The sequence below is a fragment of the Trujillonella humicola genome (assembly GCF_046233715.1).
Lineage (GTDB): Bacteria > Actinomycetota > Actinomycetes > Mycobacteriales > Geodermatophilaceae > Trujillonella > Trujillonella humicola.
The window spans coordinates 1-24,156 of the sequence record NZ_JBJNRJ010000059.1 but is presented as its reverse complement, the minus strand read 5'-3'; the positions used below and the strand labels follow the sequence as shown (position 1 = coordinate 24,156).

21 protein-coding genes are annotated in these 24,156 nt (G+C 76.5%); 11 read left to right on the top strand and 10 right to left on the bottom strand.

Annotated elements, in window-relative coordinates; genetic code table 11:
* The first annotated feature begins 27 nt into the window (after positions 1 to 27).
* Genes ACK586_RS21545 through ACK586_RS21505 form a run of 9 tightly spaced genes read left to right on the top strand, consistent with a single transcriptional unit; the run spans position 28 to position 8,988 of the window.
* The gene (locus tag ACK586_RS21545; protein WP_409332563.1) at positions 28 to 810 is read left to right on the top strand and encodes a class I SAM-dependent methyltransferase; all 783 of its coding nucleotides are present in this window, start codon (positions 28 to 30) and stop codon (positions 808 to 810) included.
* Positions 807 to 1,715 (top strand): class I SAM-dependent methyltransferase, encoded by a 909-nt coding sequence (locus ACK586_RS21540; protein ID WP_409332562.1) that lies wholly within the window; start codon positions 807 to 809, stop codon positions 1,713 to 1,715. Before ACK586_RS21545 ends, ACK586_RS21540 begins: the two co-directional genes overlap by 4 nt.
* Positions 1,716 to 1,774: 59 nt before the next feature.
* Positions 1,775 to 4,096 (top strand): CDP-alcohol phosphatidyltransferase family protein, encoded by a 2,322-nt coding sequence (locus ACK586_RS21535; RefSeq protein WP_409332561.1) that lies wholly within the window; start codon positions 1,775 to 1,777, stop codon positions 4,094 to 4,096.
* Positions 4,089 to 5,108: a zinc-dependent alcohol dehydrogenase gene (locus ACK586_RS21530; RefSeq protein WP_409332560.1), complete on the top strand. Its 1,020-nt coding sequence runs from the start codon at positions 4,089 to 4,091 to the stop codon at positions 5,106 to 5,108. The genes ACK586_RS21535 and ACK586_RS21530 overlap by 8 nt, the downstream gene beginning before the upstream one ends.
* Positions 5,096 to 5,494, top strand: a complete 399-nt coding sequence (locus ACK586_RS21525) for a 6-pyruvoyl trahydropterin synthase family protein (protein WP_409332559.1) — start codon at positions 5,096 to 5,098, stop codon at positions 5,492 to 5,494. Before ACK586_RS21530 ends, ACK586_RS21525 begins: the two co-directional genes overlap by 13 nt.
* Positions 5,495 to 5,498: 4 nt before the next feature.
* The gene (locus tag ACK586_RS21520; RefSeq protein ID WP_409332558.1) at positions 5,499 to 6,638 is read left to right on the top strand and encodes a glycosyltransferase family 4 protein; all 1,140 of its coding nucleotides are present in this window, start codon (positions 5,499 to 5,501) and stop codon (positions 6,636 to 6,638) included.
* Positions 6,639 to 6,660: 22 nt separating this feature from the next.
* On the top strand, positions 6,661 to 7,647 hold the full coding sequence (locus ACK586_RS21515) for a lysylphosphatidylglycerol synthase transmembrane domain-containing protein (RefSeq protein WP_409332557.1): 987 nt from the start codon (positions 6,661 to 6,663) through the stop codon (positions 7,645 to 7,647).
* Positions 7,640 to 8,359, top strand: a complete 720-nt coding sequence (locus ACK586_RS21510; protein WP_409332556.1) for a RibD family protein — start codon at positions 7,640 to 7,642, stop codon at positions 8,357 to 8,359. The genes ACK586_RS21515 and ACK586_RS21510 overlap by 8 nt, the downstream gene beginning before the upstream one ends.
* Positions 8,356 to 8,988 carry a GTP cyclohydrolase II gene (locus ACK586_RS21505; RefSeq protein WP_409332555.1) on the top strand — a complete coding sequence of 211 codons (633 nt, stop codon included), beginning with the start codon at positions 8,356 to 8,358 and terminating at the stop codon, positions 8,986 to 8,988. The genes ACK586_RS21510 and ACK586_RS21505 overlap by 4 nt, the downstream gene beginning before the upstream one ends.
* Before the next feature lie 17 nt (positions 8,989 to 9,005).
* Here the strand turns inward: ACK586_RS21505 and ACK586_RS21500 are convergent, their stop codons facing one another.
* From ACK586_RS21500 to ACK586_RS21490, 3 genes are all read right to left on the bottom strand, one after another.
* Positions 9,006 to 11,144 (bottom strand): DEAD/DEAH box helicase, encoded by a 2,139-nt coding sequence (locus ACK586_RS21500; RefSeq protein WP_409332554.1) that lies wholly within the window; start codon positions 11,142 to 11,144, stop codon positions 9,006 to 9,008.
* Positions 11,145 to 11,466: 322 nt separating this feature from the next.
* Entirely contained in the window at positions 11,467 to 12,561 is a 1,095-nt protein-coding gene (locus ACK586_RS21495; RefSeq protein ID WP_409332553.1) for a hypothetical protein, read from the bottom strand.
* 143 nt (positions 12,562 to 12,704) lie between these two features.
* The gene (locus tag ACK586_RS21490) at positions 12,705 to 14,387 is read right to left on the bottom strand and encodes a hypothetical protein (RefSeq protein ID WP_409332552.1); all 1,683 of its coding nucleotides are present in this window, start codon (positions 14,385 to 14,387) and stop codon (positions 12,705 to 12,707) included.
* Between the two features lie 175 nt (positions 14,388 to 14,562).
* Between ACK586_RS21490 and ACK586_RS21485 the strand changes: the two genes are divergently transcribed.
* Complete coding sequence (locus ACK586_RS21485) at positions 14,563 to 16,014, top strand: MFS transporter (RefSeq protein WP_409332551.1); 1,452 nt, start codon at positions 14,563 to 14,565, stop codon at positions 16,012 to 16,014.
* Between the two features lie 10 nt (positions 16,015 to 16,024).
* On the opposite strand, the gene ACK586_RS21480 is transcribed toward ACK586_RS21485, so the two are convergent.
* Complete coding sequence (locus tag ACK586_RS21480) at positions 16,025 to 17,725, bottom strand: PucR family transcriptional regulator (RefSeq protein ID WP_409332550.1); 1,701 nt, start codon at positions 17,723 to 17,725, stop codon at positions 16,025 to 16,027.
* A 164-nt stretch (positions 17,726 to 17,889) separates the two neighbouring features.
* Between ACK586_RS21480 and ACK586_RS21475 the strand changes: the two genes are divergently transcribed.
* Complete coding sequence (locus tag ACK586_RS21475) at positions 17,890 to 18,351, top strand: GlcG/HbpS family heme-binding protein (protein WP_409332549.1); 462 nt, start codon at positions 17,890 to 17,892, stop codon at positions 18,349 to 18,351.
* Between the two features lie 69 nt (positions 18,352 to 18,420).
* Here the strand turns inward: ACK586_RS21475 and ACK586_RS21470 are convergent, their stop codons facing one another.
* From ACK586_RS21470 to ACK586_RS21445, 6 genes are read right to left on the bottom strand one after another with little or no spacing between them, the layout of a single operon-like run.
* Positions 18,421 to 18,852 carry a RidA family protein gene (locus ACK586_RS21470; RefSeq protein ID WP_409332548.1) on the bottom strand — a complete coding sequence of 144 codons (432 nt, stop codon included), beginning with the start codon at positions 18,850 to 18,852 and terminating at the stop codon, positions 18,421 to 18,423.
* Between the two features lie 16 nt (positions 18,853 to 18,868).
* Positions 18,869 to 20,497: a gamma-glutamyltransferase family protein gene (locus ACK586_RS21465; protein WP_409332547.1), complete on the bottom strand. Its 1,629-nt coding sequence runs from the start codon at positions 20,495 to 20,497 to the stop codon at positions 18,869 to 18,871.
* Entirely contained in the window at positions 20,497 to 20,949 is a 453-nt protein-coding gene (locus ACK586_RS21460; RefSeq protein WP_409332546.1) for a Rieske (2Fe-2S) protein, read from the bottom strand. The genes ACK586_RS21465 and ACK586_RS21460 overlap by 1 nt, the downstream gene beginning before the upstream one ends.
* The gene (locus tag ACK586_RS21455; RefSeq protein ID WP_409332545.1) at positions 20,946 to 22,397 is read right to left on the bottom strand and encodes an aldehyde dehydrogenase family protein; all 1,452 of its coding nucleotides are present in this window, start codon (positions 22,395 to 22,397) and stop codon (positions 20,946 to 20,948) included. The genes ACK586_RS21460 and ACK586_RS21455 overlap by 4 nt, the downstream gene beginning before the upstream one ends.
* Entirely contained in the window at positions 22,397 to 23,641 is a 1,245-nt protein-coding gene (locus ACK586_RS21450) for an NAD(P)/FAD-dependent oxidoreductase (RefSeq protein ID WP_409332544.1), read from the bottom strand. Before ACK586_RS21450 ends, ACK586_RS21455 begins: the two co-directional genes overlap by 1 nt.
* Positions 23,638 to 24,000, bottom strand: coding sequence for a Rieske (2Fe-2S) protein (locus ACK586_RS21445; protein ID WP_409332543.1), 363 nt, complete (start codon positions 23,998 to 24,000; stop codon positions 23,638 to 23,640). Before ACK586_RS21445 ends, ACK586_RS21450 begins: the two co-directional genes overlap by 4 nt.
* Positions 24,001 to 24,156: the final 156 nt, after the last annotated feature.

The window sequence follows — 24,156 nt, the reverse complement described above, 5'->3', positions numbered from 1 at the left end:
CTGGGCAGGTGGGCACGCGGAGGTGCGATGAGCGCGGGATCCCGGACGGCGGCGCAGGACGGGCAGCAGGCGCACCGCGCCGCGCTGTCCCGGGCCGCGGCGGCCGCCTTCCCCGCCGGGGAGTACGTCGGGCAGGAGAGCTTCGTCCGGGCGAGCGAGGTCCGCCGGCTGGCCGCCCGGGCCGGCATCGGTCCGGGCGTGGCGGTCCTCGACATCTGCTGCGGCACCGCCGGTCCCGGCCGGATGCTCACCGCGGAGCTGGGCTGCCGGTACCGGGGCGTCGACTCGTCAGCCGGTGCCCTGGCCGCCGCCCGGGAGCTCGCCGGTGACCTGCCCTGTTCGTTCGAGCGGGCACAGGTGCCGCCGCTGCCGGACGGCCCGGCCGACGTCGTCCTGCTGCTCGAGACGATGCTCGCCTTCGGGGACAAGGCCGCCCTGCTGGCCGAGGTGGCCCGCGTGCTCGGGGACGGCGGCCGCTTCGCCTGCACCCTCGAGGAGGGTCCGCCGCTCACCGCCGCCGAGCGGGAGCGCATGCCCGCCGCCGACACCGTCCGGCTGGTCGGGCTCGGCGAGCTGACCGTCCTGCTCGGGGCGGCCGGCCTGACCGTCACCCACCGGGAGGAGTGGACCGCCGCCCACGCCGCCACGGCGGCGGCGCTGCTGCGCTGCTACCGCGCCGCCTCCGACGAGCTGGGCGACCGGATCGGGGCCGGCGCACTCGCCGACCTCCTCGCCGCGCACGAGCTCTGGGCCGACTGGCTGGCCCGCGGCCGGGTGCGCAAGTACGCCTTGGTGGCGCAGAAGCGATGACCCCCACCGCGACGACGAGCGCCTACCCGTACACGCGCTACCTGGCCGCCAAGCGGACCGTCGACGACCGGGCCCTCAACCGCCCCGTCCTGGACACGCTGCGGGGGCTGCTCCCGCCCGCACCGCTGCGGGTCCTCGAGGTCGGCGCGGGGCTGGGGACCATGGTCGCCCGGCTGCTCGGGTGGGGGGTGCTCACCGACGGCGAGTACACCCTGCTCGACGTCGACCGGCAGCTCCTGGCCGACTCCCGCGACTGGTTGTGCCGCTGGGCCGGCACCGCCGGCCTGCCGGCGGAGGTCCTCACCGACGGCGTCCGCCTGGGCGGGCTGCGGGTGCGGCTGGTGGAGGCCGAGCTCGGCGACTTCCTGGACGGCGGGTCCGGGGAACCGGCCGACCTGCTCGTGGCCCACGCCTTCCTCGACGTGGTCGACGTCCCGGCCGTCCTGCCCGGGCTGCTGCGGCTGATCGCCCCGGGCGGCGCCTACTGGTTCACGGTGAACTTCGACGGCGAGAGCGTCTTCGAGCCCGGCCACCCGCACGACGACGACGTCCTCGGCGCCTACCACCGCAGCATGGACACCCGCGTCCGGCACGGCCGTCCGGCCGGGGAGAGCCGGACCGGCCGCCACCTCGTCGCCCACCTGCGCGCCGCCGGCGCCCCGGTGGCGGCTGCGGGCTCCTCCGACTGGGTGGTCCTCGCCGGCCCGGACGGGACCTACCCCGCCGACGAGGCGTCCTTCGTCGAGGCGATCCTGCAGACGGTGCAGGACGAGCTCGAGGGCCCCGGCGCGCCGGCCGGTCTCGTCGACTGGCTCGCCGCCCGGCGCCGGCAGCTCGCCACCGGGGAGCTGCTCTACCTGGCCCACCAGCTGGACGTCGCCGGGAGCGCACCGGCCTGCGGTTGAACCGGGCGGCCCGCGCGTCCGTGCTCCTCCTCAGAGGCGTCCGACGCTGAGGGGGTTCCGTGCGCTCGGTCCCGCGGGAGACGGTCCTCGGCACGCTCGCCACGCCCGTCCTGCTCGGCGTCCTCTCGCTGGTCGCGGACCTCGGCGCCGCCGGCTGGGCCGTCGGCCTGGCCTCGGGCTGGGCCGCCACCGGGCTGCTGACGGCCGGCCGGGCCCGCCGCGGCGAGCCGATCCTGCCCCCGGACCGGGTGACCCTGACCCGGGCGGTCCTGACCGCCGGGGTCGCCGCGCTCGTCGCCGGATCGGCGGGCGGGCCGCTGCCGGTCGGCGCGCTGGTCCCGCTCGCCGCCGGAGCGCTCGTGCTCGACGCCGTGGACGGGCGGGTGGCCCGCCGGACGGGGACCGCCACCCCCTTCGGGGCGCGCCTGGACGGCGAGGTCGACGCCTACCTCATCCTCGTGCTGAGCGTCGCGGTGTCGCGCGAGTACGGCGCCTGGGTGCTGGCCATCGGCGCCGCCCGCTACGTGCTGCTGGCCGCGGGCTGGGCGGTCCGCTGGCTGCGCGCGCCGCTGCCGTACCGGTACTGGGCCAAGGTCGTCGCCGCCGTGCAGGGCGTCGTGCTCACCGTCGCGGCCTCCGGGGTGCTGCCCCGCCCGGTGGGCCTGGTCGCCGTCACCGTCGCCCTGGTGCTGCTGACCGAGTCGTTCGGCCGCAGCGTCGTCTGGCTCTTCCGCGCCGGCGCCGGCCCGCGGACCCGGACGGCGGTGCGGTGGGGCTCGGCGCTGGCCGCGGGCGCGGTCGTCTGGGCCGCCCTGGTGCTGCCGCCCCGGCTGGACCTGCTCACGCCGGGCGCCTTCGCCCGCATCCCGCTGGAGGGGCTGGTCCTGGTCGCCGTCGGGCTGGTCCTGCCCGCCCGGGCGCGGCGGGGCGTCGCGGCCGGCGCGGGGATCGTCCTGGGCCTGCTCGTCGTCCTGAAGCTGCTCGACGTGGGGTTCACCGCGCAGCTGGGCCGGCGCTTCGACCTGGTGGTCGACTGGAGCTCGTTCGGCCCGGCGATCGGGGCGGCGCGCGACGTGCTGGGGACCGGGTCGACCGACGTCGTCCTCGTCCTGGTGGGCCTGGTCGTCGCCCTGCTGGTGGCCGTCGTGGCCGCCTCGGCGGTCCGGCTCACCGGCGTCACCGCCCGGCACCGGCACCGCACCGCCCGGGGGCTCGCCGGGCTGGGCGTGGTGTGGGCGGTGTGCGCCGCGCTGTCGCTGCAGCTGGCGCCGGCCGGGCCCGTCGCCTCGGCGAGCAGCGCCGCGCTGGCCGTCCAGCACGGGCGGGACGTCTCGGCGACCCTGGCCGCCCAGCGGCGCTTCGAGGAGGCCAGCCGGGCACCGGACACCCTCGGCGGGCTCAGCGGTCCCGAGCTGCTGTCCTCCCTGCGCGGCACGGACGTCTTCGTCGTCTTCGTCGAGAGCTACGGGGAGGTCGCGCTCATCGATCCCGGGATCTCCCCCGGCGTCGCCTCGGTGCTGCGGGACGCGTCCGCGGCGCTCGACCGGGCCGGGATGGCCGCGCGCAGCGCCTGGCTGGACTCCCCGACCTTCGGCGGGCTCAGCTGGCTGGCGCACGCCACCCTGCAGTCCGGCCTGTGGGTGGACAACCAGGTGAGCTACGACCGGCTGATGGCCGGCGACCGGCTGACCCTCTTCGACGCCTTCGGCTCGACCGGCTGGCGCACCGTCGGGGTCAACCCCGCCCACGAGGAGGAGTGGCAGGAAGGCGCGGCCTTCTACGGCCTGGACCACGTCTACGACAAGCACGGCCTGGGCTACACCGGGCCGAAGTTCGGCTGGGCGCCGGTACCCGACCAGTTCACCCTCGCCGCCTTCGAGCGGCTCGAGCTCGCACCGGGGCACGACCCGGTGATGGCGCAGATCGACCTGGTCTCCTCGCACTGGCCGTGGACCCCGCTGCCGCGGATGGTGCCCGACGACGCGCTCGGCGACGGCTCGGTCTACGACCCCATGCCGGCGGAGGGCCTGTCCGCCGAGGAGGTGCTGGCCGATCCCGGCGCCGTCCGCCGGCTCTACGGGGAGTCCATCGAGTACTCCCTGGAGGCGCTGCTGACCTGGGTCGCGCGGCAGGACGACGTCGTCATCGTCCTCCTGGGCGACCACCAGCCGATCACGGCGGTCACGGGCCCCGTCGCCGGCACCCGGGTGCCGGTGACGATCGTCGCCTCCGACCCGGCGGTGCTGGACCTCGTGGAGTCGTGGGAGTGGCAGGGCGGGCTCGTCCCGGGCGCCGACGCGCCGGAGTGGCCGATGGACGCGTTCCGGGACCGGTTCCTCGACGCCTTCACGCCCGGGGCCGGGCAGGGTGACGGTGGCTGACGCCCGGGCCTTCTGGCTGCGCGCGCCCGGGGCCGGGGAGATCCGGGAGGTCCGCCTGCGCGAGCCGGGCCCGGAGGACGTCGTCGTGCGCACGCTGCACACGGGGATCAGCCGGGGCACCGAGACGCTGGTGTTCCGCGGCGAGGTGCCCGCCGGGCAGCGCGAGGTCATGCGCGCCCCGTTCCAGGACGGCGACCTGCCCGGCCCCGTCGCGTACGGCTACCTCAACGTCGGGGTCGTGGAGCACGGGCCGCCCGACCTGCTCGGGCGCACGGTCTTCTGCCTGTTCCCGCACCAGACCGCCTACGTCGTGCCGGCGTCGGCCGTCGTCCCCGTCCCCGACGGCGTCCCGGCCCGGCGCGCCGTCCTCGCCGGCACGGTGGAGACCGCGGTGAACGCGTTGTGGGACGCCCCACCCCTGCTCGGCGACCGCGTCACCGTCGTCGGCGCCGGGATGGTCGGCTGCTGCGTCGCCCGGCTGCTCGCCCGCTTCCCGGGCGTGGAGGTCCAGCTGGTGGACGTCGACGCGGGACGGGCCGACGTCGCCGCGCGGCTGGGCGTCCCGTTCACCGCGCCGGACGGCGCCGCGGCCGGCCGCGACCTCGTGGTGCACGCCAGCGCCGGCGCCGCCGGGCTGCAGCTGTCGCTGGACCTGCTGCGCGCCGAGGGCACCGTGCTGGAGCTGAGCTGGTACGGCGACCGGGAGGTGGCGGTGGCCCTCGGCGGCGCCTTCCACTCCGGCCGGCTGGCCGTCCGGGCCAGCCAGGTCGGCTCGGTGGCCCCGGCCCGCCGCACCACCCGGACCCCGCGCGACCGGCTCGCACTCGCCCTCGGGCTGCTGCGCGACGACGCCTTCGACGCGCTGCTGACCGGCTCCTCGCCGTTCGCCGAGCTGCCCGGGGTGATGGCGCGGCTGGCCGACGGCCGGCTGCCCGCCCTGTGCCACACGATCGACTACGCCGTCGACCGAGCCCCCACCACCGACGACGAGGAGGCCGCGTGTACGCCGTGACGGTCCGCGACTCGATGATGATCGCGCACAGCTTCACCGGCGCCGTCTTCGGACCCGCCCAGCGCCTGCACGGCGCGACCTACGTGGTCGACGCGACCTTCCGCCGCGGCGACGTCGACGGCGACGGGCTGGTCGTCGACATCGGCGCCGCCGCGGACCTGCTGCACGAGGTGCTGGGCGGCCTCACCTACCGCAACCTGGACGACGAGCCCGACCTCGCCGGCACGAACACGACGACGGAGGTCCTGGCCCGGGTGGTCGCCGACCGGCTGGCGGCGCGGATCGCCGACGGCGCGCTCGGGGACGGCGGCCGGACCCTGGCCGGCCTCACCGTGACCCTCCACGAGTCGCACGTGGCCTGGGCGAGCCACGACCGGTCGCTCTGAACCCGTGGACGCCGTCACCGCCGCGGGCGCCCTGACCGTCGTCGTGCCGGCGGGGATCGACGACCCGGCGCGGGTCAGCGGCGGCAACCGCTACGACCGCGCGGTCTGCGACGAGCTGCGCGCCGCCGGGCTGCGGGTGACCGAGGTGCCCGTGGCCGGTGCCTGGCCGCGACCCGGCGACGCGGCCCTCGCCGACCTGGCGCGGGCCCTCGACGCGGTCCCGGAGGGCGCGCTCGTCCTCGTCGACGGCCTGGTCGCCTCCGCGGCCCGCCCCGTGGTGGTCCCCCGCGCCCGGCGGCTGCGGCTCGTCGTCCTCGTGCACATGCTCTTCGGCGGAGCTCCACCGGACGGTGCCGTGCCCGCCGGCGACGAGGCGGCGGTGCTCACCGCCGCCCGGGCCGTCGTCACCACCAGCGGCTGGACCCGCCGCCGCGTGCTCGAGCGGTACGGGGTGCCGGCGGGGCGGGTGCACGTCGCCCGCCCGGGCACCGAGCCGGCGCCGCCGAGCGCGCCCTCGCCGGAGGGGGGCCGGCTGCTGTGCGTGGGGACGCTGTCCCCGCTCAAGGGGCAGGACCTGCTGGTGGCGGCGCTGGGCCGGCTCCCGGACCTGCCCTGGCGCTGCCGCCTGGTGGGCCCCCTCGACCGGGACCCGACCTTCGCCGCGGCGGTGGCCGGGCAGGCCGTCACGAGCGGGATCGCCGGGCGGGTGGCCATGCCGGGCACGCTCCGCCGGGCGGCGCTGCGCCGGGAGTACGCCGACGCCGACCTGCTCGTCGTGCCCTCGCGGGCCGACACCTACGGCATGGTCGCCGGGGAGGCCCTGGCCGCCGGCGTGCCCGTGCTCGCCGCCGCGGTGGGCGGCCTGCCGGAGGCGCTGGGGGGCACCGCCTCCGGCGTCCCCGGGCTGCTCGTGCCGGCGGAGGACCCCGACGCCCTGGCCGCCGCCCTCCGGCGGTGGCTCGCCGACCCCGCGCTGCGCAGCCGGCTGCGCGGGGCCGCGCTCGACCGCCGGGCAGCCCTGCCGGGCTGGGCGCGGACCGGCGCGGACCTGCGCCGTGCGCTGGCGGCGGCCGCCGCCGCCCGCAACGCCGGTGAGCCGGTCCCCGGTGAACCGGATCCGGCGAGGATCCGTGCTGCCCGGTGAGAGGGACGGAGGGCCGATCGGCGTGAGACGACGTGCGGGAGCGGCGGCGCGCCTGGTCGGCGGCGTCCTGCTGCTCGCGGCCGTCGCAGCGTGGGTCGGGCCGGGCGCGCTGCTCGACGGCGTGCGCGGGCTCGGCCCCGGCGCCCTGCTCGCCGCGCTGGCGATCGGGACCCTCACCACGGTCTGCTCGGCCTGGCGCTGGCGGGTCGTCGCGGGCGCCCTCGGCGTCGGCCTCCCGCTCCGGGCCGCGACCGCCGCGTACTACCGGTCGCAGTTCCTCAACAGCACGCTGCCCGGCGGGGTGGTGGGCGACGTCCACCGCGGGGTGCGGCACGGGCTGGACGCCGGCGACCTCGGCACCGGGGTGCGCGCCGTCGTGTGGGAGCGCGTCGCCGGGCAGGTCGTCCAGGTCGCCCTCACCGCAGCGGTCCTGCTCGCGGTGCCCTCGCCGGTGCGCGGGGCGGTGCCGGGCGTCGTCCTGGCCGGCGCGGGCGTCGTCGCCGTCCTGCTGGTCCTCGGCCGGGGCGCGGTGCGGCGCGGGCCGGCCCGGGTGGCACGGACCCTGCGGGCCGTCGCGGCGCAGGGGCGCCACGTGCTGCTGCGGCCGCCCGCGCTGGGGCCGGTCGTGGTCGCGTCCGTGCTCGCCGTCGCCGGGCACGTGACGCTCTTCGCCGTCGCGGCCCGGGCGGCCGGGGTGTCCACGCCGTTCCCGCGGCTGCTGCCCCTGGCCCTCGTCGTCCTCCTGGCCGCCGCCGTCCCGCTCAGCGTGGCCGGCTGGGGCCCGCGCGAGGGTGCCGCGGCCGCGGTGTTCGCGGCCGCCGGGCCGGGCGCCGCCTCGGGGGCGGCGACGGCGACCGCCTTCGGGGTGCTGGCGCTGGTGTCGGTGCTGCCCGGCGCCCTGGTCCTGCTCGCGGGCCGGCGGCCGCCGCCGGCGTCCCCCGCCCCGGCCGCGGGCCCGTCCCCCGTCGTGACCGCCGGGATCCCACAGAACGGAGCGCCCCATGGCTGACCGGCCCTACACCCTGCTCAGCTGCGGCATGTCCATCGACGGCTACCTGGACAGCGCCGCCGCCACCCGGCTGCTGCTGTCCAACCCCGACGACTTCGACCGGGTCGACGCCGAGCGTGCGCGCTGCGACGCGATCCTGGTCGGCGCGGGCACCGTGCGTGCCGACGACCCGCGCCTGCTGGTCCGCTCGGCGCAGCGGCGCGCCGAGCGGTCGTCGCGGGGGCGGCCCGCCTCGCCGGCGAAGGTCACGCTGACCCGCCGCGGCGACCTGGCCCCCTCGGCCGCGTTCTTCACCGCGGGCGACCCGGAGAAGCTGGTCTACTGCCCCAGCCCGGCCGCCGGCGCGCTGCGGTCCCGGCTGGGACCGGCCGCCGAGGTGGTCGACACCGGCCCCGGGCCCGACGTCGACGTCGCAGGCGTCCTGGAGCACCTCTCGGCACGGGGGGTCGACCGGCTGATGGTCGAGGGCGGCGGGACCGTGCTCACCCAGTTCCTCACCGCGGGCCTCGTCGACGAGCTCCAGCTCGTGGTGGCCCCGCTGTTCGTCGGCGACTGCCGGGCACCCCGGCTCGTCGGCGACGGTCGCTTCCCGTGGACGGCGGCCCACCGGGCGCCGCTGGCCGAGGTGCGCGCCATCGGCGACGTGGTGCTGCTGCGCTACGCGCTGTCCGAGCGCTTCTGCGCCGAGCACGCGACGGGCGCCGACCGATGACCGCCCGCCCGCCGGCCGCGACGGTCCGGACCCAGGTCCGCGTCCCCCTGCGCTTCCCCGACGGCTACGCCGCGACCGTCCTGGTCAGCAGCTTCACCGGTCTGGTCGACGGCCGCGAGCACCTCGCCCTCGCGTGCGGCGAACCCGGGGCGGTCCCGCTGGTGCGGCCGCACAGCGAGTGCCTGACCGGCGACGTGTTCGGCAGCCAGCGCTGCGACTGCGGCCCGCAGCTGCGCGAGGCGGTCGAGCGGATCACGGTCGCCGGCGGCTACCTGCTCTACCTGCGCCAGGAGGGTCGCGGCATCGGGCTCTACGACAAGCTCGACGCCTACGCGCTGCAGGACACCGGCCTGGACACCTACGAGGCCAACGTGGCGCTCGGCCACGCCCCCGACGAGCGCGACTACACGGTCGCCGCGCAGATGCTGCACGCGCTGGGCATCTCCCGGGTGGCGCTGCTGAGCAACAACCCGGACAAGGCCGACCAGCTCGGGCAGCTCGGCGTCACCGTCGCGGCGTCGGTACCCACCGGCGTGCACCTGTCCGCGGCCAACGCCTCCTACCTGTCCACCAAGGCCCGCAACGGCCACGCCGGACTCGGCCCGATCCGGCTCTCCGGGGTCGGCTGAGTACCTCGGCCGCGCGGTCAGGACGCCGCGCCCGCCTCCTGGCCGGCGCCCTCGCGCAGGGCGTCGGTCAGCAGGGCGACCAGCGCCTCGAGCTGGACGTCGGCGGCCGGCGCCACCTCCTCGTCGGAGCCGTCGAGCGCCCGCGCCGCCAGGCCGGCCTTGCTGCTGATCAGCTCGGCGATGCGGGAGTCGAGGGTCTGCGCGGCGATGATCCGCCAGGCGGTGACCGGCTCGGTCTGGCCGATCCGGTGGCTGCGGTCGATGGCCTGCGTCTGCTCCGCGTCGGTCCAGGAGAGCTCGGCGAGGACGACGTTGGAGGCGACCTGCAGGTTCAGCCCGACCCCGGCCGCGGTCAGCGAGCAGACCGCGACCGCCACGCCCGGGTCGGTGACGAAGGCGTCGACCTCCCGCTGCCGGGCGGCGGGCGTCTGGTCGCCGCGGATGGAGGAGTACCGCACACCCTGGCGGGTGAAGGCCTCCTCCGCGGCGTCCATCACGTCCACGTGCTTGGCGAAGAAGACGACCTTGCCGGCGCTGCGGGCCAGCTGGGCGGCGTAGTCGGCGGCCAGCTCGGCCTTCGCCCGGCCGATCCGGCGCATCATCCCGAACACGTTCTCGCCGGTGCCGGTGGCCGCGTCCTTCAGCTCCGAGCGGGCCACCCGGCGCACCAGGTCGGGATCGATCCCGTCGGTGGTCACCGCGCGGGCGGCCAGCGCGTTCTCGTACTGGCGGACCATGCGGCGGACCAGCTCGCGCTCGGCGGCACGGATCGACCGGCCGGCCGCGCCGTCCAGCTCGACCGGGAGGTCGGCGATGCGGCGGGCGGGGATGTCGGCGGCGACGTCGACCTTGCGCCGGCGCACGATCCCCAGGTCGACCACGCACCGCCGGGCGGCGGCGTAGAAGCCGGGGTCGGCCGGCGTCAGGCCGGTGGCCTCCAGCGCCTCCATCAGCTCACCCAGCGGCTTGCCGTCGTCGATCCAGCCGAGGAACTGCCAGATCGCCCGGAAGTCGTCGATGTCGTTGATCAGCGGGGTGCCGGTCAGCGCCATGAGCAGCGGCCGCGCGGTGCGCTCCCGGATGCGCTCGGAGAGCGCCAGCACGTGCTGCGAGCGCTGGGAGGTCTTGTTCTTGATGAAGTGCGCCTCGTCGACCACCATGCCGCCGAAGCCGAACCCGCCCAGCCAGCCGACGTGGCGGTCGAGCACCTCGTAGTTGACGACGACGACGTCGGCGAAGCCGTCCACCGTGTCCCCGTCCCCCTGCACCACGGTGGCCCGCCGGTGCGGGATCCACCGTGCGGCCTCGCGGGCCCAGTTGGTCTTGACCACGTTGGGGACGACGACGAGCAGCGGGTAGGCGTCGGCCGCCTCGGCGGCGAGCAGCGCCTGCGCCGTCTTGCCCAGGCCCGGCTCGTCGGCCAGCAGGAAGGTCCGGTGCCCGGCGACGGCGGCGGCGACCAGCTGCCCCTGGTGGGTCATCAGCTCCAGGCCGGCCGGGGTGAAGCGGGAGGTCGGGAACGGCAGGTCCATGCACGCCGGCGCACCGCCGGCCCGCTCGAAGGAGCTCAGCAGCGGGCCGATCAGCTCCCACCCGGCCAGGCGGCGGGGGGCGGCGGGCCGCTGGGCGACGGCGGAGAAGTCGGGGGCGAGGAAGGGGTTGGCCAGCTGACGGGAGATGACCGACTGCGGCACGACCCGCCGCTCGGCGGCGGCGGGCACGGCCGCCGGCTGCGGCGCGGCCTCCTCCTCGGGCTCCGGCTCGACGCCGATCTCCCGGAGCATCTCCCGCTTGATCGTGCGTGCCGCGTCGGACACCACGGCGTCCTCGGCCAGCAGCGCCATCAGCCCGGCGTCCCGGACGGCGGTCGTGGCCAGGATCGTGGCGATGCCGTCGAGCCGCTTGAGCTGCTCGGAACGCCAGGCGTCGCTGCCCTCCGCCGTCCGGACGCGGGCGCGCTCCTCGCGCAGCAGCAGCGCGACGGCCTGGAACTCCGCGCGCACCGCGGGCGTCACCCGGCCGCGCTGGGCGGCAGCCTCGACGTGCCGGGCGCCGCGCGCCAGGATCCCCACGACGTCGCCGCGGGCGGGCACCCGGCGCTGCCCCCGGGGGGCGGTACGGCGGGCGCCGGTCGGGCGCTGGCCCGTTCGAGCCACGGATCCTCCTCGGACGTTCCCCGGGGCGTGGTCGCCCCGGCAGCGTGCTGCACGGCCCGCGGACGGGCCGGGGACGTCCCCGGGGGCCTCGTGCCCCGGGACGGGACGTCCCTGTCCCCCGCCGGCGACGGACGCCGGCGGGCCTCGAGCCGGGCGCCGCAGCCGCCGGTGCGGGCTGGGGCGCGGCTGCGCGCGGACCTCGGTCGGGGATCGCGTGCGGCTCCCGGACCGGTACTCCGGTACCAACGCCTGGGCGCGTGCCCGATTCCCGATCCGCACCCCATCGTGCCAGCCGCGTGCACCCCGGCGCGCGCGGCACGCGTCAGAAGAGGTTCTCGCGGACCGGGAGGAACCGCGCCCAGAGCCCGGCCGGCCCCTCGACGGTGGCGGTGACGGTGACCAGCGAGCCCTCCGTGCCGACGTCGGGATCGCTCAGCAGGCTGCTCCACGGGCGCCCGCCGGCTCTGCTCGAGCCGGCGGTGAGCAGCTCCTCCACCTCGGCGGACAGGGTCGCCGCCTCGGCCGCGGAGCCGGTGGCGTAGGCGAGCACGACCCGGGCGGCGCCGTCCCGGACCAGACCGATGCCGACGGCGTCGTACCCGAGGTCGCTGCCCTCGGGCCGGGTGGTCAGCTGCGCAGCGAGCACCCCCTCGGCGTCCAGGGCGGCGGCGACGGCGGCGAGGTCCTCGTCGTCGGCCAGGCTCGGGCCGCCCGTCGCGGCGGCCACGAGCCTCGCGATCCCGTCGTCGGAGCCGGCGTGCAGCAGCGTGCCCCCGTCGGGCAGCCCCAGCCGGCCCGCGAGACCGACCGGGGAGAGCGCGTGCCGCTGGGACAGGTCGGTCTCGAGGTCTCCGAGCCAGCGCAGCACCGGCACCCCGTCCACCTCGACCTGCTCGGTGCCGGCGCCCACCGGACCGGCCAGCGTCGCCTCGGTCACCGCCTCCGGGTCGAAGTCGCCACGGGCGGCGGAGAGCACCCGCGGCGGGAGGCCGGCGGAGACGTCCGCGGCGATCTGCTGCGCGCCGAAGCCGAAGTCCTCCTCGGTGGAGCTGCGCGCCACGGTGGTGAGGTCGAGCAGCGCACTACCCTGGGCCAGGCCGCCGTCGTCGAGGGTCAGCGCCGCGACGTAGTCCAGGATCGCGTCGGCATCCGCCCCGGGCCCCGGCACCTCGACGCCGTGGGCCGCGGCGCCGGCGTGCCAGCGGGTCACGGTGACCACGCCGAGCTCGTCGGCGTCCAGCGGCGGCAGCAGGGCGAGCATGCCGAGGACCGAGTCCTCCCCGCCGGCGGCCCCGCCCGCCCCGGCCGGCGAGCCACCGCCCCCGGTGGTCGGGCTGCAGGCCGCGCTCAGCAACGCCAGCCCGGTGAGGAGCGCGAACGCGAGCAGGGACGGGCGGGCGCGGCGGTACGGGGGCACGGCGGCGCATCATGCCCTGCCCCCGGCCGCCGCAGGACCCGGCGGCGCCCGCCCACGTCCGCCCCCGGCACGCGCAGCAGCCCCGGACCGCACATGCGGTCCGGGGCTGCTGCCTCTCGTGGGGCCCGGCGGAACGGGCCGGGTCAGCCGAAGATCAGCACGCCCAGCACGGTGGCCACCACCAGGCCGGAGATGACCGGCACGAAGCACTTCCTCGCGAGGTCGACGGCCGACACCCGGCAGAAGCCGGCGACCGCGAGCAGCGAGGACCAGGCGACCAGCGTGCCGCCACCGGACCAGATGTTGCCCATCTGACCGATCGCGGCCAGCGTCGCGCTGCTCACGCCGGCGCCCTCGGCGAGGGAGCCCGACAGCGCGCCGGTGAGCGGCAGGCCGGAGAAGCCGGAGCCGTCCAGGCCGGCGACGACACCGACGAGCATGATCCCGAACGCCGTGATGAGGGCGTTCTCCGGGAGCTGCTCCTGGGCCCGGGTGACGAGCTCGAACAGCAGGTTCGGGGCCTCCTCACCCTCGCCGACACCCAGGATGGTGGCGGCGAACTCGGCGTTGCCGAGGAAGAAGAACCCGGCGATCGGGAGGACCACGCCCATCGCCTTGAAGGCGAACACCAGGCCGTCGATGATGTGGTCGGCCGCCGTCTCCAGCATGTTGGCCCCGCTGCGGGCGAAGGCCGCGCCGAACATCACCAGCACCGCGATGCCACCGACGAGCGCCGCGGCGTCACCGCCCTGCAGGTCCGGCACCGCGTCCGACACGGTGGCGACGATCAGGTAGATGATCATGGCCAGGTAGGCGAGCGGCACGATGATCGCGAAGGCCTTGGAGGCCAGGGGCTTCTCCACCGGGTGGATGGTGTGCTGCTCCGCCGGCACCGGGCCCCCGGCCGGCGTGCCGACCAGCGCCCGTCCCTTGCCGAGCCGGGTCGCGACCACCTCGGCCTCGTCGCGCGGGGCCGGGCCACCGGCCGGGACCCCGACGAGCTCGCGCTCGCCCTCCAGCGACGGGCCGCCGCCACCGGTCCCGTCGGCGGGGCGGCCGGCACCGGACGGACCGTCCCCGCCGGTGCGCGGGCTGCCGCCCAGCGTCACGTCCTGGCGGGCCTCGGCGTCCGACGAGCCGGCCCGCCGGTCGGCCGCGGACTCCCACTCCTCGAGCAGCGCGTCCGAGGGCTGGCGCATCTTGCGGATCTCCATGGCGTAGCCGATGGCCAGCGCCACACCGCCCACGATGAGGGACAGCACGAAGGCGCGGTCGGCGACCACCGAGACGTCCGCCCCGGCGGTCGTCGCCGACAGCTGCGGCGCGACGCCGATGATCCGGTCCGAGGACAGCGCCATGCCCTGGCCGGCGATCGCGATGGTGAAGCCGATGGCCAGCGGGCGCAGACCCGCCCGGATCGCCACCGGGATCAGCACCGCACCCACCAGCGGGACGGCGGGGGTCGGCCAGAAGAACAGCGAGATGAAGTAGGTGACGATGACCAGCGTCCACCAGGACAGGTGGGCGTTGCGCATCACCTTGCGGAACGGGGCGACCATCCGCCGGTCGGACCCCAACCCCTCGAGGGCCCGCAGCATCGCCGTGACCATCGCGATGATCAGGAAGATGTTGAACAGGTTGGTGGCGGCGACCAGGCTGGCGTTGAAGACCGACGAGATGCCGGTGACCAAGCTGCCGGACCAGACCAGCGCGGTGAGGAACGTGGCCAGCACGGCTGGGACCACGATGTTCTTGCGCATGACCATCGTGGCGAGGATCACGACGACCCCTGCCAGGAAGACCCAGTGCGCTGCTGTGAGTTGCATCGACGCCCCTTGGGGGTGTGAGCCCAATGTGATGACGGACACCGTCCCCGACGCACGGGGGCCCGTCCATGAGCGAAGTGCACATCCGGATCCGTCCGTAATGTGCAGCGTGCCGTAGGAACGTTTCCCCCCTGTTGACAGGCTGGTTCCCACGCGGACAGGAAGAGGACGCCTCGTGACCTCGACGAGACCGGTGCGGTCCCAGCCCCCCGCCGTACCCGGTGGGACCGCGGCCGGACCGCCGGCGCGGGCGGGGTGGCTGCTCGCCGCCCTGCTGGGCGCCACCTTCCTCGGCACGGTCAGCAACAACATCGTCAACGTGCCGCTGCGCGAGATCACCGACGGCTTCGCCGCCCCGGTCAGCCAGGGCGTGCTCGTCGCCTCGGCCACGGTCCTCGTCCTCGCCGTGGCCATGCCCACCACCGGCTGGGTCAGCGACCGGCTCGGCCGTCGGCGCACCCTGGTGCTGGCCATGTCGGTCCTGCTGGCCGGCACCCTCGGTGCCGCCATGGCACCCACGCTGCCCCTGCTGGTAGCCAGCCGCGCGCTGCAGGGCATCGGCTGCGCCCTGGTCCCGACCGCGGTCATGGGCACCCTCGCCCGGCTCTGGCCCTCCTCCCGGCGCAACCGCGTGATGGGGGCCTGGGGTGCGGCCAACGGCATCGGGCAGGCCGTCGGGCCGCCGATCGGCGGGCTGCTGGCCGACGCCTTCGGCTGGCGCTCCATCTTCTGGCTGCTGCTGCCGATCACGGTCGGCGTCCTCGTGCTGGCCGCGGTGATGATGCCGCGGGACACCGCCCAGCGCGTCCCGATCGACGTCCCCGCCATCGGCTCGCTCACCCTGGGCGTGGCGGCGCTGATGACGGCCATCACCGTCGCCCCCCAGGACGGCGTCCCGGGCTGGCTGCCCGCGGTGGCCGCCGCGGTGGGGCTGATCGCGCTGGGCGTCTTCGTCGCCACGGGACTGCGCCGGCCCGACGGCTACATCGACCCCCGCCTGCTCGTGGAGACGCGCTGGCTGCGCAGCGCGGTGGGGGTGTTCGTCCAGCAGGTGGTGCTCTTCTCCACGCTGGTCGCCGTCCCGCTGCACCTCACCGGCGTGGTCGAGCTCTCCCAGACCGCCACCGGGCTGCTGGTCTTCCTGCTGCCCGTGGTCTGGGCGACGTCCGCGCCGCTGGTCGGCCGGCTGGCCGACCGGATCGGCCCGCGCACGGTGCTGCGCACGGGCCTGCTGGTGCTGCTGGCCAGCTCGGTGTCGCTGGCGGTCCTGCTCGGGCTGCGCTCGACGGCGGTCGCGGCGTTCGGTGCTGTGCTCGTCGTCGCCGGCCTCGGCGTCGCACTGGTGCAGACGCCGTCGCTGGGCGGCGCGACCCGCTCCCCCGCCGGGCAGAAGGGCGCCGGTCTGGGGCTGTTCAACATGATGCGCTTCGTCGGTGCCTCGGTCGGCGCCGCTGCGGTCGCCGCCGCCTACCCCGCGCACCTGGGAGGGCTCTTCGGCGGCTGCGCGGTGGTCGCCCTGCTCGGCCTCGCGGTGAGCTTCGTCGGCCGGGAGGTCCCCGACCCGCCGCCCGCCGCGCCCGCTCCGCCCGCTGCACCCGCCTCGCCCACCCCGCCGCCCGCGACCTGAACCTCCGGCGTCAGGCCGGCCGCACCACCCGGTCGACCTCCGCGCCGGTCGCGGCGAGCAGGTCCAGGGTGTGCGCCAGCCAGACGGCGAACTGGTTCTCCGCCTGGCGCAGGTCCATGCCGAGCAGGCGGGAGGCCCGGTCGAGCTTGTAGAGCATCGTGTTGCGGTGGATGTGCAGGTCGCGGGCGGCGGCGTTGACGTTGCCCCCGGCGGCCACGTAGGCCAGCACGGTGGCCTCCAGCTCCCCGGCGGCCGGGTCGCGCAGCGGGGCGAGGACGTCGACGGCGAAGGACCGGCCGGTGCGGCTGGCGGCGACCTCCTCCAGCACCGCGTGCACCCGCAGCTCCTGGTAACCGCAGACGGCGGCCAGCTCCAGCCGCCCCTGCAGGCCGTGCGCCAGCCGCGCCTCCCGGTAGCTGTCGGGGATCGCCAGCGCCCCCACCACCGGGCGGCCGTAGGCGACCCGGATCGGCCGGGAGCCCTGGTCCTTGCGCTGGCAGAGGTAGCGGTGCAGCGCCGTCGCGTACTCGCCGATGGCGGCCACCGCGTTGTCCGGGGTGCCCATGGTGCCCCGGCGCGCCGCCTCGCGGACGACGACGAGCACGTCCCCGACCATCGCCGCCTGGGTGTGCCGGTCCTGCTCGGGGAGCAGCCGCGCCGCCTGCATCGCGATGCCCTGCAACCGGGCCGGGGAGTCGACGTCGGCGGCCGTGGTCAGCCCCGAGGCCACCACGACGCCGAACCACGACCGCACCGGGAACTGGTAGTGGGCCGCCCGGGCGCTGATGTCCTCCAGCGTGGCGAACCGGCCGTGCAGCAGCCCGTGCACGAAGTCCCCCCGGGCCTGCTCCTTGGCCCGCTGGACGCTGCGCAGCCGCAGCATCTCGGTCCCGATGATGGGCGCGGCCTGCTCGATGAGCACCCGGTGCTGGGCCAGGTCGTGCGGGTGCGGGTCGTCGCTCTCCTCCAGCAGCAGGACCCAGCCGTCGTGCCGGCCGCCGAGCACGATGGGGGTGAGCGTGCAGGCCACCTCGCGCCCGTCCAGGACGATGTCGGCCAGCCGCGGGTGCAGTTCCCGGGGTTCCCCGGACGCCCCCAGCGTCTCGGCCTGCCCGGCGAAGGCCGCGACCAGGTCGTCGGGCTCCACCATCCGCGGGGTCGGCTGCTCCAGCGCCGCCAGGGCGCCGGAGCTGTCGAACACGGCGACCGGCCGCCGCGACATCCGCGACATCTGGCTGCACAGCGCCGACAGCTCCGCCCCCCGGTAGAGCAGCTCGGCCAGGGCGCGGTGCACCTGCAGCCCGTAGCGCAGGTCGTGGGTCTCCCGCGCCAGCGCGAGCTCGGCGACCAGCCGGCTCACCACCGCGAAGGGGACCGTCTCGGCCATCGTCGCCAGCGGCATGCGGGCGGCGGCCCCGGCACAGGCGGGGCCGGCCGGGTGCCCGTCGACGAGCAGCGCGGCGGCTCCGCGGTCGGCCAGGCGGGCGGCGGCGCGCTCGAGGGTCGTGCCCTCCTCGGCGAGGTCCGCGGCGTGCGCGTGCACGAGGACGCCGGACAGCGGCTCGTCGGTCTGGGCCGCACCCCACGGCACCACCCAGTCCAGGCGGGTCACCGCCCCCGCGCGCCCGGCGTGGATGCGGGCCCTGCGCAGCGCCGGCTCCTGGAGGAGCCGGGCCAGGGTCAGGGCGTCGTCGGAATGCGCGTGCGGCATGAGCGGGCCCCTTCGGTCAGAGTGCACAAGTGCTTACCCGATCGGGCGGGCAGTGTCACCATTGCTGGTAAGCGGTGCGCCCGTGAGGGTGGGGTTTCCGGCCGTCCTCGCCCCGCGGGACGGCAGTCGACCACCCGGCCCCCGGGCCGGAGGAGGAGAACCCCGTGCACCAGGTCTTCCGGATCACCCTCGACGATGCGCTGCCGGTCCTGCAGGCCGCCCGTGCCAAGGCCGAGGAGATCGGCGTCAAGCAGACGATCTGCGTGGTCGACGACGGCGGCAACGTCGTCGCGCTGCACCGGCTGCCCGGCGCCCGGCTGACCGGCGTGGAGATCTCCATCGCGAAGGCCTTCACCGCCGCCGGGCACGAGCGCGCCACCCACCTGTTCAACGAGCCGCCGAACGGCCCGGCGCTGCCCGGCAACGAGGCGTTCGGGATCAACCAGATGCTGCCCGGCAAGTTCGCGATCTTCGTCGGCGGCTTCCCGATCGTGCACGAGGGTCAGATCGTCGGCGGCGTCGGCATCAGCGGCGGCAACGGTGAGCAGGACAAGGCCGTCGGCGCCGCGGCGCTGCAGGGCTTCGCCGACCACATCGCGTCGGTCGGCGTCACCGAGCGCCCGTAGTACCCGGCGAGATCTGCACACTCGTCACCATCACGCCCCGATGGCGACGAGTGTGCAGATCTCGCGGACTCAGGTGGCGCGGACGGCGGCCAGGAGCTCGACCTCGACCGGCGCGCCGCCGGGCAGCGTCGCCACCCCGATCGCGGCCCGGGCCACCACACCCCGGTCCCCGAGCCTCTCCCGGAGCACCGCCGAGGCGCCGTCGGCCACCGCGGCGTGCTCGGTGAAGCCGTCCACGGCGGCGATGAACACCGTCAGCTTCACCGCCCGCTCGACGGCGTCCAGCGACCCCAGCGCCTCCTCGACCGCGGTCAGCGTGTTGCCGGCCGCCGTCGCCGCCGCCTCGCGCGCGGTGGCGACGTCGACCTCGCGGCCGACGGTGCCCCGGACCAGCAGCCGACCCTCGCGCCGCGGGGTCATCCCCGCCGTCCAGACCATGCCGCCGTGGACGACGGCCGGCACGTAGGCACCCTGCGGGGGGACGGCGGTCCGCCCCTGCATCTCAGACCTGTGCACCTCAGACACCGAGCGCCACCCCGTCCTGGCGCGGGTCGGCGCCGCCGGCGAGCACGCCCCGCTCGTCGTCGACGGAGACGACGAGCGCGCTGCCCCCGGCGCCCCACGGCCCGACGTCGCGGACCACGTGGCCCCGGTCGGCGAGCTCGGCGAGCGTGACCGCCCCCAGGCGGCTCTCCGCCTGCAGGGTCTCCGGGCTGTCGATCGCGTCGGCGTCGCTGCCGGGGTGCACGGTGAACCGCGGTGCGGCCACCGCTGCCTGCGGGTCGAGCCCGCCGTCGACGAGGTGCGAGATCAGCTGCACGTTCCACTGCACCTGACCGTCACCACCCGGGGTGTTCCCGACGTGCCGCAGCCCGCCGGCCCGGTCGGTGGCGACCCAGGCGTTGAGGGTGTGCAGCGGCTTGCGCCGCGGGGCCAGGGCGTTGGGGTGGCCTGGGATCAGGTAGGCGCCCCGCCCGAGCCGGTTGTTCAGCGCGATCTGCGTGCCGGGGATCGAGATCCGCGCGCCGTAGGTGAACGCCAGCGAGGAGATCGCGCTCACCGCGCGCCCGTCGCCGTCCACGGCCACGCAGCTCGTGGTGTCCCCGGCCATGCCGACCCCGAGACCGGCGACCGCCGGCTCCCCGCCCAGCTCGCGGCGCGCCTGCGCGAGGTTCGCCGGGTCGAGCAGCGACCGCCACGCGTCGGTGTCCGACCCGCACCGCTCGTAGCGGTCCCGGAAGGCCCGCCGCGCGGCGAGCGCCATGCGGTGCACGGCGTCGGCGCCCAGCGTCGGCAGCCCGGTCAGGTCGCCGTCGAGCAGGCCGGCCTGCTGCAGCACCATCCAGCCGGGGGTGGGTGGGGGCGTCTGGTGCACCAGCAGGTCCCCGTACCGCCCGACGAGCGGTTCGAGGACGGCGACGTCGGCCGCGTCGGCCCACTCGTCGCCGGAGAAGGGGGCGCCGCCGGCCCGCAGCAGGTCGACGGCCCGCTCGGCCAGCGGCCCCCGGTAGAACGCCAGCGGATCGCCGGCCAGCAGCTCGATGCTGTCGGCCAGCTCCGGCGCCGGGAGCAGGTCGCCCACCGCGGGCACCCGCCCGCCGGGCAGCAGCCACCGGGCCAGCGCCTCGTCGCGGACCAGCGAGCCGGCGTGCTCGCCGATGTCGGCCCGGTTCTTCACCGAGCACGGCACGCCGGCGCGGGCGGCGGCGGCGACGGGGGCCCACAGCTCGGCCAGGGAGCGGGTCGCCCCGGCGCGGTGCAGGGCGGCGACGGCACCCATGGCACCGGGGACGGCGACCGACCGCGCGCCACCGAGCGGCAGCGCCGTCAGCCCCTCGTCGCGGTAGCCCTCGGCGGAGGCGCCGTCGGGGCCGTACCCGCTGCCGTTGACGGTCCAGACCCGCCCGTCGGGCTCGCGGACGACGAAGAAGGCGTCCCCGCCGATCCCGCACTGCCCGGGGAGGGTCAGCCAGGCCATGGCGGTCATGGCGAGGGCCGCGTCCACGGCGTTGCCGCCGCCGGACAGCACGTCCGCACCGAGCCGGCTGACCGCCGGGGAGCTGCTGGTGACCATCCCGCCGGTGGAGACGGTCGGCCCGCGGCCGGCCTCCTCCCCGGGCGTCCAGGTGCCGGTGCGGGCCGCCATCACCCGGCCGCCGGTGGCTTCCGCCGGCGGGGCCCGCCCTCGAGCACGTCGCGCTCGGAGAGGCCGACCAGCACCTGGCCGTCCTCCTCGCGCACCGGGTAGGTGCGGATGGGCTCGGTGGCCGGCGGCTGGATCGGCGCGCCGGTCTCCAGGTCGAAGACGCTGTTGTGGCAGGAGCAGCGGATGCCGTCGTCCTGCAGCTTGCCCGAGCTCAGCAGGCAGTCCAGGTGCGTGCAGTAGTTGCTCGTGGCGTACGCCTTGCCGTCCAGGCGGGCCACGGCGATCTCCAGCTGCCCCTTGTCCGTCTCGGCGTAGAAGCGCCGGACGTAGCCCTCGGGGACCTGCCCCTTGCGGCAGATGCGGACGAACTGGCACTCGGTCGAGGCCGAGTCGAGCTCGGCGTCGGTGACCGGCGCGGGCCGGGAGCCGTCGGTGTTCTCCGGAGTGCTCATGCGCTCAGGTACACCGTCTTGTCGGCCGTGTAGAAGGCCATCATCGCTTCTCCTGCCTGTTCCTTCGAGGTCTGGGTGCTGCTGTCCTTCAGGCCACCGAACGGCGCGTTCATCGACTGACCGGTGGTGGTCTGGTTGATCTTCACCAGACCGGCGGGCACCTCGCGAGCGAAGCGCATCGCCCGGCCCAGGTCGTTGGTGACGATCCCGGCGGACAGGCCGAACCGGGTGGCGCCGGCGAGCCGGACCGCCTCGTCGAGCGACCCGACCCGCAGCACCGCGAGCACCGGGCCGAAGACCTCCTCGGTCGCCAGCTCCGAGGCCGGGTCGACGTCGGTGAAGACCGTGGGCCGCACGAAGTGCCCGTGCGCGAGGTCCTCGCCCTCGGGGGCGTCCGGGCCGCCGGTGACCAGGCGCGCGCCGTCGTCGAGGGCGCGGCGGACGTACCCGACCACGTTCTCCTTCTGCCGGGCGGTGGCCTGGGGGCCGGCGTCCACGCCGTCGGTCAGGCCGTTGCCCAGCCGCAGCGCCGCCGCCTTGGCGGCGACCCGCTCGACGAGGGCGTCGTGGACGTCGGCGTGCACCAGCAGCCGGCTGGTGCCGGTGCAGGCCTGGCCGGCGAGGCCGAACGCGCCCTTGGCGACGAGCGTCGCCGCGCGGTCGAGGTCGGCGTCCTCCAGCACGATCATGGGGTTCTTGCCGCCCATCTCCAGCTGGGTGCGCTGGCTGGCGCGCACCACGGAGTGGATCGACTCCCCCACCGCGGTCGAGCCGGTGAAGGTGACCGCGTCGAGCCCGTCGTCGGCCACGAGCGCCTTGGACACCTCGGCGCCGCCGTGCAGGACGGCGAGCGCGCCGGCGGGGACGCCGCCCTCGAGCAGGGCCTCGACCAGGCGGACGCCCAGCAGCGGGGTGACCTCGCTGGGCTTGAAGACGACGCCGTTGCCGGCGGCCAGGGCCGGGCCGAGCTTGCGGGAGGGGATGTTCAGCGGGAAGTTCCACGGGGTGATCGCGGCGACCACCCCGACCGGCGCGCGGTGGGTGAACAGCAGGCTGCCGTCGCTGCTGGGGATGGTCGAGCCCGTGGTGCGCAGCGCCTCGCCCGCGTAGAAGCGCAGGTTCATCGGCGTCCGGGAGACCTCCATGGTGGCCTCCGCGCGGGTCTTGCCCTCCTCGCGGACGAGCTCCTCGACCAGGCTCGCGCGCTGCCCCTCGAGCACGGCGGCGGCACGCTCGAGCGCCGCGCCCCGCTGCTCGGGGCTCTTCGCGGCCCACTCGTGCCAGCCGGCCCGGACACCGGCCACGGCGGCCTCGGCGTCCTTGGCGTCGGACTCGGGGAAGACGCTGACCAGGTCGCGCTCGTCGGCGGGGTTGCGCCGCTCCAGCGTGCGGCCGGTGACGGAGTCGACCCACTGGCCCTCGACCAGGTTCCTCACGGTGGCACTCATCAGGCGTTGACCTCCTCGGCGTCGAGCAGCTCGTCGAGCTCGACACCCTCGTCGGCGAGCTGCTCGGCCCGCACCGGGATCTCCAGGTCGATCAGCTCGCGGGCGACGGAGACGTCCTCGCCGCGCTCGACGGCGGCCGCGGCGACGAGGACGCCGTCGCGCAGCCAGAACACCGTCCCGTCGAGCGCGGACAGGTCGCCGCGGCTGACCATCTCGTCGGTCGGGCGGATGCCGCCCAGGCCGAGCCCCTGGATGTTGACGTCGTACTGGTCGGTCCAGAACCAGTGGGGGTCGGCGAAGGTCGCCGGCTTGCCGGCGATGGTCTTGCCGATGGCCGCGGCCTGCTGCTGGGCGACGTCGACGTGCTCGACGCGGACCCGGCCGTAGCGCGGGTGGTCGTGGGCTGCGACGTCGCCGGCGGCGAAGACCGTGGGGACCGAGGTGCGGCACTCCGCGTCGACCTCGACGCCGTTGCCGACGACGAGCCCCGAGCGGACGGCGACCTCGGTGTTGGGCTCGATGCCGATGCACACGACCAGGTCGTCGACGGTGTCGGTGCCGGCCGCGGTGGTCAGGGTGACGCCGTCGGCGCCGACGTCGATGGCGTCGATGGCCCGGCCGAGCCGGAACTGCACGCCGCGCGACGCGTGCAGGGCCTGCACCGCGGTGCCGATGTCGGCGCCCAGCCCGCGGGCGAGGATCAGCGGGTCGCGGTCGAACACGACCGCCTCCGCGCCCCGGGCCACGGCCGCCGCGGCGACCTCGGTGCCGAGGAACCCGCCGCCGAGGACCCCGACGCGGCGGCCGGGCACCAGCCGGTCGCGCAGCCGGTCGCTGTCGGCCAGCGTCCGGATGGTGTGCACGCGGTCGCCCTCGACGCCGGGCAGCCGGCGCGGCCGTCCCCCGGTCGCCAGCACGACCAGGTCGGCCGGGATGCTGCTGCCGTCCTCGAGCAGCACCGCGGCGCCGCCGGCGTCGAGCCGCTCGACCGGGGAGCCGGTGCGCAGGGTGACGTCGTTGGCGGCGCACCACTCCTGGTCGAGCAGCCACAGGCCGGCCTCGACGTCTCCGCCCAGCCGCTCCTTGGACAGCATCGGCCGCTGGTAGGGGCCCGTCGGCTCGTCGCCGACGATCACCACCGGGCCGGCGAACCCGCGGCGGCGCAGGGTGCGGGCGAGGGCGGCGGCGACGTGCCCGGCCCCGACGACGGCGACGGTCTGCCCGTCGGTCGGTGCGGCGGTCACGGCGTCACCGCCGGGACGTCCTCGAGGCCGCTGCTCTCCCGCGGCGTGGCCGGCGCCGTCCCGACGAGCACGGCGCCCTCCTCGGTCACCATCACCGGCCAGGTCGCCTGGCAGCCGGGCTGGTCCTCCGGGCGGCCGGTGCGGGGGTCGAACTTCCACTGGTGTCCGGGGCAGATCACCTGGCCGTCCAGGATCGTGCCCTTGGAGAGGAACCGCTCCTTGTGCACGCAGACGTCGTCCAGGGCGTACACCTCGTCCTCGATGAGGAACAGCGCCACGGGCGTGCCGGCGACGGTCACCTGCTTCTTCTTGCGCCGGGTGAGCTCCTTGAGCTCGGCGACGTGCACCCACTCGCTCATGGGTTCCTCCGGTGTCCTGGGGCGGTGTTGTCGGCTGCGACGGGACGGGCGAACGGCCGAGGGGGGGGGGGGGGGGGGGGGGGGGGGGGGGGGGGGGGGGGGGGGGGGGGGGGGGGGGGGGGGGGGGGGGGGGGGGGGGGGGGGGGGGGGGGGGGG

What these genes read in the sequence shown, in the direction of transcription:
- ACK586_RS21545 (WP_409332563.1), top strand. Translation starts at nt 28, where the DNA reads ATGAGCGCGGGATCCCGGACGGCGGCGCAGGACGGGCAGCAGGCGCAC.
- ACK586_RS21470 (WP_409332548.1), bottom strand. Translation starts at nt 18,852, where the DNA reads ATGCAGGGGCGGACCGCCGTCCCCCCGCAGGGTGCCTACGTGCCGGCC.
- ACK586_RS21460 (WP_409332546.1), bottom strand. Translation starts at nt 20,949, where the DNA reads ATGAGCACTCCGGAGAACACCGACGGCTCCCGGCCCGCGCCGGTCACC.
- ACK586_RS21505 (WP_409332555.1), top strand. Translation starts at nt 8,356, where the DNA reads ATGACCGCCCGCCCGCCGGCCGCGACGGTCCGGACCCAGGTCCGCGTC.
- ACK586_RS21480 (WP_409332550.1), bottom strand. Translation starts at nt 17,725, where the DNA reads ATGCCGCACGCGCATTCCGACGACGCCCTGACCCTGGCCCGGCTCCTC.
- ACK586_RS21540 (WP_409332562.1), top strand. Translation starts at nt 807, where the DNA reads ATGACCCCCACCGCGACGACGAGCGCCTACCCGTACACGCGCTACCTG.
- ACK586_RS21445 (WP_409332543.1), bottom strand. Translation starts at nt 24,000, where the DNA reads ATGAGCGAGTGGGTGCACGTCGCCGAGCTCAAGGAGCTCACCCGGCGC.
- ACK586_RS21465 (WP_409332547.1), bottom strand. Translation starts at nt 20,497, where the DNA reads ATGGCGGCCCGCACCGGCACCTGGACGCCCGGGGAGGAGGCCGGCCGC.
- ACK586_RS21455 (WP_409332545.1), bottom strand. Translation starts at nt 22,397, where the DNA reads ATGAGTGCCACCGTGAGGAACCTGGTCGAGGGCCAGTGGGTCGACTCC.
- ACK586_RS21490 (WP_409332552.1), bottom strand. Translation starts at nt 14,387, where the DNA reads ATGCAACTCACAGCAGCGCACTGGGTCTTCCTGGCAGGGGTCGTCGTG.
- ACK586_RS21510 (WP_409332556.1), top strand. Translation starts at nt 7,640, where the DNA reads ATGGCTGACCGGCCCTACACCCTGCTCAGCTGCGGCATGTCCATCGAC.